14 protein-coding genes are annotated in these 13,937 nt (G+C 59.4%); 5 read left to right on the plus strand and 9 right to left on the minus strand.

The window, feature by feature from the left end:
* Nucleotides 1-101 precede the first annotated feature (101 nt).
* The 3 genes from Q334_RS0102075 to groES form a co-directional block, all read right to left on the minus strand.
* On the minus strand, nt 102-404 hold the full coding sequence (locus tag Q334_RS0102075; RefSeq protein WP_027311758.1) for a hypothetical protein: 303 nt from the start codon (nt 402-404) through the stop codon (nt 102-104).
* A gap of 254 nt (nt 405-658) precedes the next feature.
* Entirely contained in the window at nt 659-2,287 is a 1,629-nt protein-coding gene (groL, locus tag Q334_RS0102080; protein WP_027311759.1) for a chaperonin GroEL, read from the minus strand.
* Nucleotides 2,284-2,598: a co-chaperone GroES gene (gene groES, locus Q334_RS0102085; protein WP_027311760.1), complete on the minus strand. Its 315-nt coding sequence runs from the start codon at nt 2,596-2,598 to the stop codon at nt 2,284-2,286. The genes groL and groES overlap by 4 nt, the downstream gene beginning before the upstream one ends.
* 244 nt (nt 2,599-2,842) lie before the next feature.
* On the opposite strand from groES, the gene Q334_RS0102090 reads away from it, so the two are divergent.
* The 3 genes from Q334_RS0102090 to Q334_RS0102100 all read left to right on the plus strand — a co-directional run bounded on the left by Q334_RS0102090 (nt 2,843) and on the right by Q334_RS0102100 (nt 6,522).
* Nucleotides 2,843-3,451: a hypothetical protein gene (locus Q334_RS0102090; protein ID WP_027311761.1), complete on the plus strand. Its 609-nt coding sequence runs from the start codon at nt 2,843-2,845 to the stop codon at nt 3,449-3,451.
* 106 nt (nt 3,452-3,557) lie between these two features.
* On the plus strand, nt 3,558-6,248 hold the full coding sequence (locus tag Q334_RS17660) for a cation-transporting P-type ATPase (protein WP_051527445.1): 2,691 nt from the start codon (nt 3,558-3,560) through the stop codon (nt 6,246-6,248).
* Between the two features lie 10 nt (nt 6,249-6,258).
* Nucleotides 6,259-6,522, plus strand: a complete 264-nt coding sequence (locus tag Q334_RS0102100; protein WP_027311762.1) for a TfoX/Sxy family DNA transformation protein — start codon at nt 6,259-6,261, stop codon at nt 6,520-6,522.
* On the opposite strand, the gene Q334_RS0102105 is transcribed toward Q334_RS0102100, so the two are convergent.
* Together Q334_RS0102105 and Q334_RS17665 are read right to left on the minus strand one after the other, a co-directional pair.
* On the minus strand, nt 6,503-7,066 hold the full coding sequence (locus Q334_RS0102105) for a class I SAM-dependent methyltransferase (RefSeq protein WP_027311763.1): 564 nt from the start codon (nt 7,064-7,066) through the stop codon (nt 6,503-6,505). The two genes, Q334_RS0102100 and Q334_RS0102105, sit on opposite strands and share 20 nt — an antisense overlap.
* A complete protein-coding gene (locus tag Q334_RS17665) occupies nt 7,056-8,414 on the minus strand; it encodes an aminotransferase-like domain-containing protein (protein WP_051527446.1) in 1,359 nt (452 codons plus the stop codon). The genes Q334_RS0102105 and Q334_RS17665 overlap by 11 nt, the downstream gene beginning before the upstream one ends.
* A 179-nt stretch (nt 8,415-8,593) precedes the next feature.
* Here Q334_RS17665 and Q334_RS0102115 point away from each other — a divergent pair, with 179 nt between their 5' ends.
* Nucleotides 8,594-9,367: a transporter substrate-binding domain-containing protein gene (locus Q334_RS0102115; RefSeq protein WP_027311764.1), complete on the plus strand. Its 774-nt coding sequence runs from the start codon at nt 8,594-8,596 to the stop codon at nt 9,365-9,367.
* Between the two features lie 54 nt (nt 9,368-9,421).
* Complete coding sequence (locus Q334_RS0102120) at nt 9,422-10,513, plus strand: M14 family metallopeptidase (protein ID WP_051527447.1); 1,092 nt, start codon at nt 9,422-9,424, stop codon at nt 10,511-10,513.
* Here Q334_RS0102120 and Q334_RS17670 read toward each other — a convergent pair.
* The 4 genes from Q334_RS17670 to Q334_RS0102140 all read right to left on the minus strand — a co-directional run bounded on the left by Q334_RS17670 (nt 10,510) and on the right by Q334_RS0102140 (nt 13,840).
* A complete protein-coding gene (locus tag Q334_RS17670; protein WP_155888943.1) occupies nt 10,510-10,836 on the minus strand; it encodes a hypothetical protein in 327 nt (108 codons plus the stop codon). The two genes, Q334_RS0102120 and Q334_RS17670, sit on opposite strands and share 4 nt — an antisense overlap.
* A 105-nt stretch (nt 10,837-10,941) precedes the next feature.
* The gene (locus tag Q334_RS17675) at nt 10,942-11,748 is read right to left on the minus strand and encodes an alpha/beta fold hydrolase (RefSeq protein ID WP_035460513.1); all 807 of its coding nucleotides are present in this window, start codon (nt 11,746-11,748) and stop codon (nt 10,942-10,944) included.
* Between the two features lie 8 nt (nt 11,749-11,756).
* Complete coding sequence (locus Q334_RS0102135; protein ID WP_027311766.1) at nt 11,757-12,182, minus strand: PaaI family thioesterase; 426 nt, start codon at nt 12,180-12,182, stop codon at nt 11,757-11,759.
* 17 nt (nt 12,183-12,199) lie between these two features.
* Complete coding sequence (locus tag Q334_RS0102140; RefSeq protein WP_027311767.1) at nt 12,200-13,840, minus strand: AMP-binding protein; 1,641 nt, start codon at nt 13,838-13,840, stop codon at nt 12,200-12,202.
* Between the last annotated feature and the right edge of the window lie 97 nt (nt 13,841-13,937).

Here is a 13,937-nt window from a genome sequence, read left to right on the forward strand (position 1 = left end):
AAAAAAGACCTGGCATTGCGCGCAGGTCTGAATATGCAGTCTTGGTTAGAGTTGGCCGTGAACAAAACAACCCTGGCCAAGATGCCTTTGGGAAAACGGTTTTAACGGCTGCGATATTGACTCAGCAGCGTGCTGGCAATGTTACGCCACTCACTCTCTAGGCAGCCTTGAGCGGGTTGGCGATCGGCCCGTTGGTACCAATATCGGGCATTGCTAAGATCCCCTTCTTTACGGTGCAAGTAGGCATGTACCCAGGCTGCACCCTGACCGAGCTCATGGCGCACCAGCTCATGGGCCATCTGCCAATCACCCCGTTTGTCTTGCCACAGGGCTGCCAGCGCATTGCTGAGTTGCACGGGGGCGGACTGCTGTTCCATTGCCTGAAGAAACTGGTGCAGCGTCATCTTGAGATTCCTTAAAAATATGAACGCGTGGTCAATATTAATAACTAAAACGGACTTTTGGGTCAATAAAAACATGACAATCAAGTCAGTTTTGTCATTGGATGATTCTTGGGGCAGTAAAGCAAGAAGGGATGACAGCAAGATGGCAGTGGCAGAACAGTCTGTGTGATGGCACGTCGTATGGGGTGGGAGGCACCCTCAACCAGAAAATAAAAAGGGGGAGCGACGCCCCCCCTTTGACTGCAGGCTAGGCCTTAGTCGAAGTCATAGTTAGCCGGTGCAGCGGCTTTTTTGTCTTCCGGGGCTTCGCTGACCATGGCCTCAGTAGTGAGGATCAGGCTAGCCACCGAGGCAGCATTTTGCAGGGCGGTGCGAGTCACCTTGGCGGGGTCGAGGATGCCCATTTCCAGCATGTCGCCATAGTCTTCGCTTTGCGCGTTGTAGCCCCAGGTGGCGGAGCTGTTGGCGCGAACTTTGTCCAGCACCACGCTTGGCTCTACTCCTGCGTTGGCCACGATCTGACGGAAGGGCTCTTCCATTGCCCGCAGGGCAATCCGGATACCGACGCGCTGGTCTTCGTTGGCGGCTTTCAGCTCGGCTTTGCTGACCGCATCGGCAGCGCGCACCAGGGCAATACCCCCGCCAGGCACAATTCCCTCTTCAACGGCGGCACGGGTGGCGTGCAGAGCATCGTCGACCAGGTCTTTCTTCTCCTTCATTTCGACTTCAGTGGCGGCTCCCACCTTGATGACGGCTACACCGCCAGCCAGTTTGGCCACCCGCTCCTGCAGTTTTTCACGGTCGTAGTCAGAGGTGGTGAGTTCGATCTCTTTGCGGATTTGACCGACACGGGCGTCGATATCCGCCTTCTGACCGGCACCCTCAACGATGGTGGTGTTGTCTTTGCTGATGACGACCCGCTTGGCAGAGCCCAGCTGGCTCAGCTCGACTTTATCCAGGCTGAGGCCCACTTCTTCAGCAATCAGCTGGCCGCCACTGAGGATGGCGATATCCTGCAACATGGCTTTGCGACGGTCACCAAAGCCAGGGGCCTTGACCGCAGCTGCCTTGAGAATGCCGCGCAGGTTGTTCACCACCAGGGTTGCCAGCGCCTCACCTTCCACTTCCTCTGCGATGATCAGCAGCGGACGGTTGGCCTTGGCAACGGCTTCCAGGGTGGGAATCAGGTCGCGGATATTGCTGATTTTTTTCTCGTACAACAGGATGTAGGGGTTCTCCAGCTCCACCTGCATCTTGTCGCGGTTGGTGATGAAGTAGGGAGACAGGTAGCCCCGGTCAAACTGCATGCCCTCAACCACATCCAGTTCATTTTGCAGGGACTTGCCTTCCTCAACGGTGATCACCCCATCGCGACCGACTTTATCCATGGCTTGTGCCAGGATATCGCCGATGTCGGTATTCCAGTTGGCAGAAACAGTGGCCACCTGACCAATGGCCTTGTTGTCGTTGCAAGGCTTAGCCAGTTTGTGCAGCTCCTCTACCACGGCAGAAACCGCTAAATCGATGCCGCGCTTGAGGTCCATTGGGTTCATGCCGGAGGCAACGGCTTTGTGCCCTTCACGGACAATGGCCTGGGCTAAAACAGTTGCAGTGGTGGTTCCATCACCGGCCAGATCGGCGGTTTTGGAAGCGACCTCCTTCACCATCTGCGCGCCCATATTTTCGAACTTATCTTTCAGTTCGATTTCCTTCGCAACGGATACCCCATCTTTAGTGACGCGGGGCGCGCCGAAGCTCTTGTTGAGAATCACATTGCGACCTTTGGGGCCCATGGTGACTTTAACCGCATTAGCCAGGGTGTTGACCCCCGCCAACATGCGCTCACGGGCATCCTGGGAAAAAGTAATCACTTTGGCGCTCATGCTGCTTTCTCCTTGGCTTCAGTTTGTTCGACCACGGCAAAGATGTCGGATTCACGCAGAATCAGATAGGTCTCCCCATCGACTTTGACTTCAGAACCGGCGTACTGACCAAAGAGCACGCGATCTCCTACTTTTACGCTGAGGGGCTGACGCTCGCCCTGCTTGTTGAGAGAGCCTTCACCGACGGCCACGACTTCGCCCTGAGTGGGTTTTTCGCTGGCTTTGTCGGGGATCACGATGCCGCCTTTGGTAGTGGTTTCCGCAGCCAGTCGACGTAACACTACCCGATCATGCAAGGGTTTGATTTGCATTGAGAATTCCTCCCAATTGAACTCACAAACAGCAAAAGACACTGACTTCAATGGAGCGCGCCAAGGCGCTTCGCCGACAAAATAGGTACGCCTTGGCAGCTTTCAAGAGGGGGGAGGGGGGCGGTTTTTTAGAATTTATTTTTATAAAAAACACATTTTATATGCACTTGATACCGACAAAGAGTCGCCCTAAAAACAGTGTAAGAGCCCACCTTGAGGCTCGAGTATGGAAAGGGAGAGGACTATGTCTGCTACAGCTAACGGCAACCGCACCGCGCAGTTCCAGCGCACCCTCAGTGATTATTTTCGCCAACGTTTGGATCAGTGTGCCGCCGAACTCGATTCCCCGCCGCAAACCGACACCCTCTGGTATATGGGCGCTCTGTTGGCCCGCTTTGGCGAAAGCCAGCAACTCTTTAGTTTTGATGAGGGACGGCTGGGACTGCGCCCCTTGGCTCTGCTATACAAGGATGCCCAGGAGAGCGGTGAAGATCGTCAACGCTGCCTGATTCTGCGCCAGTTGGGGGATCAGGCATTATTTATCGGTGCGCTATTCCCGCAGCGCTATGCCCGCCGGGGCCTGGGGCAGGACTACTTTATTGGCATGGGAGGCGGGGCCTATGACTATCTGGCGGAGCATGCCCCCAGCCATCAGTCCGTTTTTGCGGAGCTGGCGGAGCGCTTTGCTGCCTGTCTGCAGTTAGTGGCCCAAGCCTGTTATCAGCAAGCCAGAGTTGAGGTGGAAGATGTTTTGCAGCTATACCAGCAATGGCAACGTAGCCGGGATCCCCAGCTTGCTCGACAGTTGCAGCAGTTGGGCATCAGCCTGGAAGGGGATGAGCAACGCCATTAGGGGTAAGGAAAAACCCTGACCCTGATCAGGGCGGCGGCGACCAACTGGACTAAGCTGGGCAGACGACCACTATTTCAGGTCAAGCAAGGATAGCAAGGAGCTCAGCATGTCTACCCCACCTTCTTGGCACCAGCAATCGGTAACCGAGGTCAGTGCGCAGTTAAACAGTCCGGAACAAGGCTTGAGTGCCGCCGAGGCAGACGCACGCCTGTTGCAATATGGCCCCAATCAATTGACTGCGGCGGCGCCGCTGCCTGGCTGGCGCCGGTTTTTGCAACAGTTTCATAATCTGCTGATCTATGTCCTGCTCGGTTCCGCCGCGATTACCGCTCTGCTGGGGCACTGGGTGGATACCCTGGTGATTGTCGCCGTCGTGTTGGTCAATGCCTTGGTGGGCTTCCTGCAAGAGGGTAAGGCCGAGCGGGCGCTGGATGCGATTCGTCATATGCTGGCGCCCCAGGCGGTAGTGCTGCGCGAAGGCAAACGTCAGACAGTGCCTGGGTCCGAGCTGGTGCCGGGGGATCGAGTCTGGTTAGAAGCCGGTGAGCGGGTGCCTGCCGACCTGCGCTTATACCGCTGCCATGGCTTACAGCTGCAGGAAGCTTTGCTGACGGGGGAGTCGCTGCCGGTGGAGAAGCAAACCGAGGCCGTGGCGGAGCAGGCCGCGCTAGGGGATCGCAGTTGCATGGCCTATAGCGGCACCCTGGTCAGTAGTGGCCAGGGCCTGGGCATTGTGGTGGCGACCGCCAGTCAAACGGAGTTGGGGCGGATTAGTGGTCTGTTGGATCAGGTCAACACCCTCACGACTCCGTTGCTTGAGCAGATGGCGCAGTTTGCCAAATGGCTGACTCTGATGATTCTGCTGCTGGCCGGTCTGTTACTGGCATTTGGCCATCTGGTGTTGGCTTACCCCTTTGCCGAGCTGTTTATGATTGTGGTGGGTCTATCGGTGGCGGCGATTCCGGAAGGCTTGCCAGCGGTCTTGACCATCACCCTGGCGGTGGGGGTGCAGGGGATGGCCAGACGCAACGCCATCGTGCGGCGCTTGCCAGCGATTGAAACACTCGGCTCCGTCTCGGTTATTTGCACCGACAAGACCGGCACCCTGACCCGTAATGAAATGATGGTGGTCAGCCTGGCACTGCAGCAGGGCGAGTTGCAGTTGAGCGGTGCAGGCTATGCGCCTACTGGTAGCGTCAGCCTGGACGGGCAGTTGTTGGCGTTGGAGCAGCTGTCGGCCTACTGGCCGCTGGGACGGGTGGCGGCGCTCTGTAATGATGCCGCCCTGCACGATCAAGACGGTAACTGGAGTGTTGAAGGCGATCCGATGGAAGGGGCGTTGCTGTGTCTGGCGGCCAAGCTGGGGCTGCAGGTGGAGCAGGAGCGTCGCCAGTGTCCCCGCCGTGATCTGATCCCGTTTGATTCCCGGCATCGCCTGATGGCGACCCTTAACCATGATCACCAGGGCCAGGCGGCGATCCTGCTGAAGGGAGCGCCGGAGCAGGTGCTGGCCTGTTGCAGCCAGCAGTGGCAGCAACAGGATAATGCCGCCCTGGACAGGGACTATTGGCAACAGCAGGTTGAACGGCTGGCGGCCCAGGGCCAGCGGGTGTTGGCCCTGGCGACCAAGGCTGTCGATGCCGAGCAGGGCAGCCTGCAGTTCGATGATTTGCAGGGGATGACCCTACTGGGGCTGGTGGGGATGCAGGACCCACCGCGGGCCGAGGCGATCAGCGCCATCCATGAGTGCCGCCAGGCCGGTATCCGGGTGAAGATGATTACCGGTGACCATGGCATTACCGCCAAAGCCATAGGCGCTCAGTTGGGGCTCAGTTGTAGCGAACGGGTGCTGACCGGTGCCGAGCTGGATCAGTTGGATGATGCTAGTCTGGCGCTGCAGGTGCAGGAAGTGGACATCTTTGCCCGCACCAGTCCTGAGCACAAACTACGTCTGGTGATGGCATTACAGGCGCAGGGGCTGACCGTGGCCATGACCGGTGATGGTGTCAATGATGCGCCGGCGTTGAAGCGGGCCGATGCGGGTATTGCCATGGGGGGGAAAGGCAGTGAGGCGGCCAAGGAGGCGGCGGAGCTGGTGCTGGTGGATGACAACTTCGCCTCCATCGTGGCGGCCGTGCGCGAAGGGCGTACCGTCTACGATAATCTGAAAAAAGTGATCAGCTGGACCCTGCCAACCAACGCCGGGGAGGCCATCACCATCGTGGTGGCCCTGCTGCTGGGGCTGACCCTGCCGATTACGCCGGTGCAGATTCTGTGGGTCAACCTGATTACCGCCGTGACCCTGGGGATCGCCCTGGCCTTTGAGCCCGTCGAGCCTAATACCATGCGCCGTCCCCCCAGGCCACGCCATCAACCCCTACTCAGCGGTGAGCTGGTATGGCATATCCTGTTGGTGTCGCTGTTATTTTTGGCCGGGGTGTTTGGCATCTATCGTTATGCTCTGGCCCAGGGCTATAGCCTGGAGCTGGCTCGCACCCTGGCGCTGAATACCCTGGTGGTGATGGAAATCTTCCATCTGTTCTTTATCCGTAATCTCTATGGCAGCTCCCTCAACTGGCAGGCAGTCAAGGCTACGCCGATGGTGTGGGCGATGGTGTTGAGCGTCACCCTGGCGCAGTTCGCCATCACCTACCTGCCACCCTTGCAACAAGTGTTTGCCACCACTGCGGTGCCGCTGGCGGACGGTGTGCTGGTGGTGGCGATTGGGGTCGCCTTGTTCGCTATTGTGGAATTAGAAAAACAGCTGCGCTTGTTATTGAAAAAGATGAGGGACTAAGGAGATCAAGATGGCTATCCGCGACCTAGCCGGGTTAGGGCCGAAAAGCGAGCAGATGCTGGCGGCCATCGGTATCGAAACGGTGGAAAGCTTTATGGCAGCGGATGCCTTTGAGCTTTATCTGCAATTGCGCGCGCAACAGCCGGGGCTGAGCCTCAATATGCTCTATGCCATGTTGGGAGCGCAGCAAAACCGGCCCTGGCAGGAGGTCGCCCGCGAGGACAAGACCGCCATCCTGATGCGTTTGGATGACCTTAACGCGGCGCCGCGTTAGGAGCTTGCCAGACATATAGATCCAACTGCGGTTGGCTGGTGCAGGGGCCCGCGTGCAGCAGGGACAGTGAGGGGAACTGCTGGCGATACTGTCCCGGTTGCAGACAAAAGCGGGGGTTCATCTGCGCCTGCTGGTTAAAGGTGCAGAACAGCAAGCGCCCTTGCGGCGCCAGGCGCGCCGCTAAGGCTGGCCATAGCTCGGCTGCGGGCAGGTAGCGCAGGATCAGGATCAGGGCGAAGGGCCCCGCCGGCAGCTGGTCAGGTTGGTTGAGATCCACCACCTGGGTGCTGAGTTGCAATGCCTGTTCCTGCGCAAAATGCTGCAAGCGCTGCAGTCCCTGGTCGGCAATATCCACCGCGGTCAGCTGCCAGCCCGCTTGCGCCAGGGGCAGGCTGGCGGCACCCTCTCCGGCGGCAATATCCAGTGCATTGGCCACGGGCTGGGGTAGCCAAGACTGCAGTTCCGCCCAGACCTCAGGCCGGGCAGGCGCCTGCAGCGGGCGTTCGGCATAGCGTTGATTCCATTTGAGTGCATCAGGGTGCATAGCGGGCTAAGTACTCGAACAGGGCGGTATCACAATAGGCCACATTGAAGCGCAGCCAACGGCTGGGACGACGTTGTGGATAAAACAGGGTGCCGGGGGTCAGCAGCCAGCCCTGCTGCAGGGCATCTTCGCACAGACTCAGGGCATCGCCCAGGTGGGCGGGTAACTCGACCCAGACGAAACAACTGGCGGCGGGCTCGGCAAACAGACGCCAGCCCAGGCGTTGGAAGCCCTGACGGGCGTGCAGATTGGCGGCCAGCAGGCGTTCCCGCAGTTGGGTTAAGCGATGGCGCTGCCGGCCATCGGCGAGGAGCAGGCTGGCCAGTTGCTCATTCAGGGTGGAGCTGGTCAGGCTCAGATTAAGCTTGCTCTGCAGCAGGGCGGCATAGAGGGCCGGATGGGCACAGAGATAGCCCAGCCGCAGGCCCGGAGCCAAGCTTTTGGACAGGCTGCTGAGGTAAATCACCCGTTGTAACTGATCCAGCGCCGCCAGGGTGGGGGAGCCGGGGGGAGCCAGGGCTGCCGCCACATCGTCTTCAATCAGCCAGCAGTCATACTGCTCCGCCAGTTGCAGCACTCGATGGGCGCAGGCCTGGGAGTAACTGGCGCCACTGGGGTTATGCAGGCGGCTATTGGTAAAAAACGCTTTGGGTTGATGCTGCGCCAGCAGCCTGGCCAGGGCTTGGCAATCCGGCCCTTCTGCTGTCCAGGGCACCCCTATCACCTCGGCGCCAACCTGGTGCAGCAGACCGAGCAGGTTGGTATAGCCGGGCTCATCCACCAAGACCTTCTGTCCAGGGCTGATCAGCGCTAGCACGATCAGGCTTAAGGCCTGGCTGGCGCCTTGCGTCAGTAGCAGGGTGTCGGCCTGGGCGGGAATCCCCTGTTCCTGTAATTGACTGGCCAGCTGTTGGCGTAAAGGCAGCCAGCCGGCGGTTTCGCCATAGCCCAGCTGTAAAGGCTGACGGGCTAACTGGCGTAGGGCTTTGTGCAGGGCATCCTGGTCGTACCAGCTATCTGGCAGCCAGCCGCTGCCGGGTTGGGCGGCGTCGGAGTCGGGATGGAAACGGCTATCGATCAGCCAAAAGGCGTCCAGGCGGGGTGGGGGCAGGGCGGAGTGGGCACCATGCTGGTTGGCATGACAGGCAAAAAAACCTTCCCCGCGCCGGGCTTCGATCAGGCTGGCGGCCACCAGACGATCGTAAACATCCGCAACGGTGTAGGTGCTGATGCCCTCCTGCTGGGCCAGTTGACGGATGGAGGGCAGCCGCTGGCCAGGCAGCCAATGGCCCGCATGGAGCTGCTGCTGCAGAGTGGTAAACAGGCGTTCGGCCAGTGTCGGTGCCATGCTGGGGTCCTGGCTAGATTCGGGCTGGGGCGATGAGTTGTTAATGCCACAGGGACGAGCCGCTGCCAAGGCTGTATTGGTGAAATCACCATGACAGCTCAGTGGGGATTATGGGCTGCTGTATCGGGGCAGGGTGGAGAGGGCTGGCTAGAGTAGGGTTTCCAAACAGGAGGAACCCTATGCGAACAATAACAAAACTGGCTGCGCTTGCCGTGGCGCTGGGTCTGAGTGTCAGTGCACAGGCGGAGCAGAAAACCCTAAGAGTGGCCACCGATGGGGCTTTCCCGCCCTATAGCATGGTGTTGGCGGACGGCACCCTGACCGGCTTTGATGTGGAGATCGCCCAGGCTCTGTGCGAGGAAATGAAGGTCGAGTGTCAAATTCAGCATTACGATTTCGATAGCCTGATCCCTGCTTTGAAGGCGCGTAAGTTCGACATGGTGGTGGCCTCCATGGCGATTACCGAAGAACGACTCAAATCGGTGGATTTTAGTGATAAGTATGAAGGGGGCTATTCGCAGTTTATCGGCCCCAAGGGTACCAGCCTGGACGGTAGTCCGGCGGCGATGGCGGGCAAGAAAATCGGTGTGCAGCTCGGCACCATTCAAGAGAACTACACCCAAGCCATCTATGTGCCCGCCGGGGCGGAAATGCGCACCTATAGCACGCCGGAGAACGCCTTCCTTGACCTGGTTGCTGGCCGCTTAGATGCGGTGGTGGTCGAGGTAGGGGTGGGCTATGAGCTGCAAAAAGGGCCCCAGGGCAAAGATTACGCCCTGTTTGGGCCGAAGATGGATGATCCCCAGTATTTTGGTACCGGCTCCGGTATCGCGGTACGCAAGGGTAATAGCGAACTATTAGGCAAGATCAATCAGGCGCTGGCGGCGATTCTGGCCGATGGCACCTATGAGCTGATTAACGATCGCTACTTTGACTACAACCAATACGACTAATCCTCTGGGCGGCCCCGCACCGGATGGTCGGGGCCCTGAGCGCGGAATCCTGTGATGCAGATCGAAACCCTTTGCCTTGAGCCCGGTAGCCCTGGGCGCCACCATCAGTTGCAGGTCTGGCACTTTGGCCAGCCTGATGCTGAACCCTGTGTTTATTTGCAGGCGGGACTGCATGCCGATGAGAGCCCCGGTAGCCTGGTGCTGCACCGCCTGATTGCCTGCTTACAACACTGGCAAGATGAGGGACGCTTGCGTGGCCGGGTCATCGTCGTGCCGATGGCGAACCCGCTGGGCTTGGGGCAGTGGCATCTGGGACTGCTGCAGGGCCGTTTTGAGGCGCGGAGCGGGCAAAATTTTAATCGTCACTTTCCCCTATTAGCCGAGCAGGCGTTAACCCTGCTGGCTCAGCAGGAGCAGGTCAGCTCACACCAGGCCCGGGACGCCCTGTTGGCGGCTTTGCAACAGCAGCCTGGTTTGAGTGAGCTGGAGCAATTGCAGGGGCGTTTATTTGCCCTGGCATTGCAGGCGGATGTGATTCTGGATCTGCACTGTGATTCTGAGGCCTGCTTACACCTGTATGCCAATGAGCATAACCGCGCCCAGGTAGCGGAGCTGGCTCAGCATCTGCAGGTGCCGCTGGTGCTGTTGGCGGAGGAGGCGGGGGGGATGTCCTTTGATGATGCCATCATGCAGAACTGGTTAAGGCTGCGTCAGCACTATGCGGATTTGCCGTTGCCGCTGGCGGTGACCCTGGAGCTGCGTGGACAGTTGGATACCGATCCGGCCTATACCGAGGCGGATGTGGCCGGTTTGCTCAGTTACCTGTGCCAGTTGGGGGTATTGGCGGGCAGTGCCAGTGCCCGGGGGCAGGCAGCGCACCTGTTGCCCTTAGCCGGGGTGGAGGCGCTCCGGGCGCCGATGGCCGGGGTGGTCAGCTATCTGCAAATGCCGGGACGCTGGCTGGCAGCAGGCACCCCTTTGGCCTGGATTCAGTGCCCCTACTCGGGGCAACGCCTTAGCCTCTGTGCGCCGCAGGAAGGGTATTTCTACGCTCGTCTGAGTCAGCGTAGTGTGGGGCGTGGCGAGGAGCTGTGCTTTATCGCCAGCCGCTCACCCCGTCGTCAGGGACGTTTATTGGCACTTTAAAGCCGTTGGAAAAAAGCCAGCTGGGCACTGCCAGGTTCGATCAAGGCCAGATAGTCCAGGCAAGCGGGGGCACTCGGCGGATTGCCCCACTTGCTGCATAGCGCCTGAGCCCGCTCGGCGCTATCGGCAAAGACCACATCGACATATTCACCACTGTACTGATCACGCAGCAGGCAGTGACCGAGAAAACCAGGTTCATTGGCATAGAGACCGGCAACCATCGTGGCTGCTGCTTGGCGCAACTGGGCCTCACTGGCCCCTGGGCGTAAACGAAAACGGGAAAACTCCATACCGGCAAATGACATTAAGTGGGTGTGATCCATAACAGGCTGCTCCATGGTGGGGTTAACAGCTTGCCAGCTTAGCCGGTGGCTCCTGACAGCGACTGTCAGGAGAGTGTGGGGGCTTACTGTACCCGGGTGGGCAGGCTAGGGTGTTGTCAGGGGTAGCAAGGGCTCCAACCAATGTTGGATGGCGGCAATTACTGCTTCGGCCTGTTCCAGGTGTGGGCTATGGCCGCAGGCGGGTAAAAAGCACGCCTCTGCCTGTTCACCAATGCCATGCGCGATATCCAGTACCTGACTGGGTAGGCCGTAGGCATCCTCCTCGCCCTGCATGATCAGTGCCGGGCAGCGAATCTGTTTGAGCCAGGGGCGTAAATTTAACTGTTGATAGGAGGGACGCAGCCAGGTTTCGGCCCAGGCGCGAAACAGAGGATCGGTGCGCTCACCATGGTAACGTGCCAGACGTGTGGCCAGATCCTGCTGTTGATAGCGCTCGACCGCCTGCTCAATCCCCTGGGTGGTGAGCGGGTCCACGTAGATATGGGCCGCCAGGGTCACAATAGCGAGGATGCGCTCGGGGCAGCAGGCCGCGCCGACCAGGGCAATGGAGCCGCCATCGCTATGGCCGAGCAGAATCACCTTATCCAGTTCCAGTCGTGCCAATAGCGCCGGTAACCAGTCGCGCCCCTGTTCAATCAGGTAATCATCGCTGCGGGGGCCACTGAGGGGGCTGGATTCACCATAGCCTTCGCGGCAGTAGGCGATCACCGGGAGGCCAGTGGCCTCGGCTAATTCGGCGGGAAAGTGGCGCCAGAGGCTGAGATTGCCCAGCGCTTCATGCAGCAATACCAAGGTGGGGCCGGGACGGGCGGTGCGGGGCTGCCATTGCTGCACCTGTAGCTGCAAACGGCGGCCCTGAGCCTCGACTTCAAGCAGATAGGGGGAGCTCATGCTGTGCCTCAGGCGGGGATGGAGTAGGTCAGGGTGGCATGGGCCACCGGCTCGTCATCACCCTCGGAATAGAGCAACACTTCTCCGACCGCCAGACGCTTACCGACTTTAAGCATTTTGGCCTCCGCCAGTAGATCCACGCCTGCCTTGGGTTTGCGCAGAAAGTTGATGTTGAGGCTAGTGGTGACGGCCAGCGCCACCGGGCCGATGCGGCTGAGCAGCGCGGCATAGAGGGCGACATCCGCCAGCCCCATCATGCTGGGGCCGGAGACGGTACCGCCGGGGCGCAGGTGGTCGTCATCCACTTGCAGGCGCAGACGCGCCCAGCCTGCCCCCAGGGCTTCCGGATAACCATATTGGTGACCCTGGGGAAAGTGCTCCTGGAAGAAGGCCTGCAGTTGCTCCAGGCTCATCTTTTGTTGTTGCTGAGGCATGCTGGCTCCTCTGTTGGTTAACCCCGTGCGGCCTCGTCTTCGGCTTGCTTGCGCAGGATAAAGCGCTGAATTTTGCCGCTGGGGGTCTTGGGCAGGCTGTCAACAAACTCGATTTCACGAGGAAAGGCGTGGGTGGAGAGGCGCTTGCGTACCAGTTCCTGCATTTCCTTGGCCAGCTCATCACTGCCACTGGCATTGCCCTTCAGCACCACAAAGGCCTTGATAATCGAGCCACGGGTAGCATCGGGCTTGGCTACGACACCGGATTCGGCCACGGCGGGGTGTTCCAGCAGGGTGCTTTCCACATCGGCGGGGCCGACGCGATAGCCTGCGGTGGTGATGATGTCATCATCGCGTCCGGTGAAGGAGTAGCTGCCATCACCATGGCTGATCACCACATCACCGGTGAGATAGTAGCGGCCATGGTAGGGACGCTTTTCATCCCAGGTATAACCCTGGAAGAAATACAGCGGCGAGGCTTGCATATCCACCGCCAGCTGACCGATTTCGCCTTCGCCAATTTCGTTGAAGTTGCCATCCAGGGCGACGACCCGATAGCCGGGCATGGAGTAGCCCATGGAGCCGATGCGCACGGGATGGCTGAGGGCATGGTGGTTGCAGCAGGTCATGCCGGTTTCGGTTTGGCCGTAGTGGTCCATCACCGGGCAGCCCAGGCGCCGCTTGACCCAATTGATCACCTCGGGGTTAAGGGGTTCCCCCGCACTGCTGGCCACCCGCAGCCCCAGGTTTTCACCGGCGGCCAGGATGTGATCGTTGGCCATCAGCAAACGATAGGCTGTCGGTGCTGCCGCCAGATTGGTGATGCCATACTGGCGAATCATCTGGTAGGTGGTTTCCGGGGTAAAGCCCTGCTCGTTGAAGTGGGTGGTCTGGCCTAGCAGCAAGGGGCCGAGTACTGCGTAATAGAGGCCATAGGCCCAGCCGGGATCGGCAACGTTCCAGTATTTATCCTCGGCGCGCAGGTCGATGGCGTATTTCATATAGACATAGAACGCCAACAGGGCCTTGGCGGGCACCGCCACCCCTTTCGATTTGCCCACGGTGCCGGAGGTGAACATCTGCAGCATGGCATCATCGCCGTGAATCAGCACCGGCTCACAGTCAGGGCTCTGTTGGGCCAGGCGCTGGTAGTAGTCAATATCCTGGTGGAGGTTGTGGCTGACACGGACAATAGGGGGACAGTTGGCGACATCATCCAGCTTGCTGCGGTTGCTGTCGTCGGTGAACACCACCTTGGTTTGCGCCTGACTCAGACGATACTCAATGGCGCCGGAGCCAAAGGCAGTAAACAGAGGTTGATAGACCGCCCCCAGGCGCAGGGTCGCCAGTACGACGGTGAGGAGTTCAGGGGTGCGGGGTAAGAGCGCGGCAACACGGTCGCCTTTTTTGACCCCCAGACTGGCCAGCAGGTTGGCTAGGCGAGCGCTGTCTTGTTTGAGCTGAGCAAAGCTAAGGTCCTGATTGGCGCGGTTGGCGCCCTGATAACGCAGGGCTAAACGAGTAGGGTCGCTGGCCCAACGGTCGCAGACTTCCACACAGACATTCAAACCTTGCTCCAGGCTGCCTTGCAGCACCTCTTGCGCCAGGCGTTGGGGGTCAAAGTCGGAGTAAAAGTCAGGGTAAGCCGGCGTGGTCATGGTTCTCTCCCTCTGTCTTGCGCAGCCAATCAAAGTCGTAGATCAGTATATAGACAGTAACGACTTTGACGTAAACGTAAACTTTGGTATGAGATTG

The sequence above is a fragment of the Balneatrix alpica DSM 16621 genome (assembly GCF_000619885.1).
Classification (GTDB): domain Bacteria; phylum Pseudomonadota; class Gammaproteobacteria; order Pseudomonadales; family Balneatricaceae; genus Balneatrix; species Balneatrix alpica.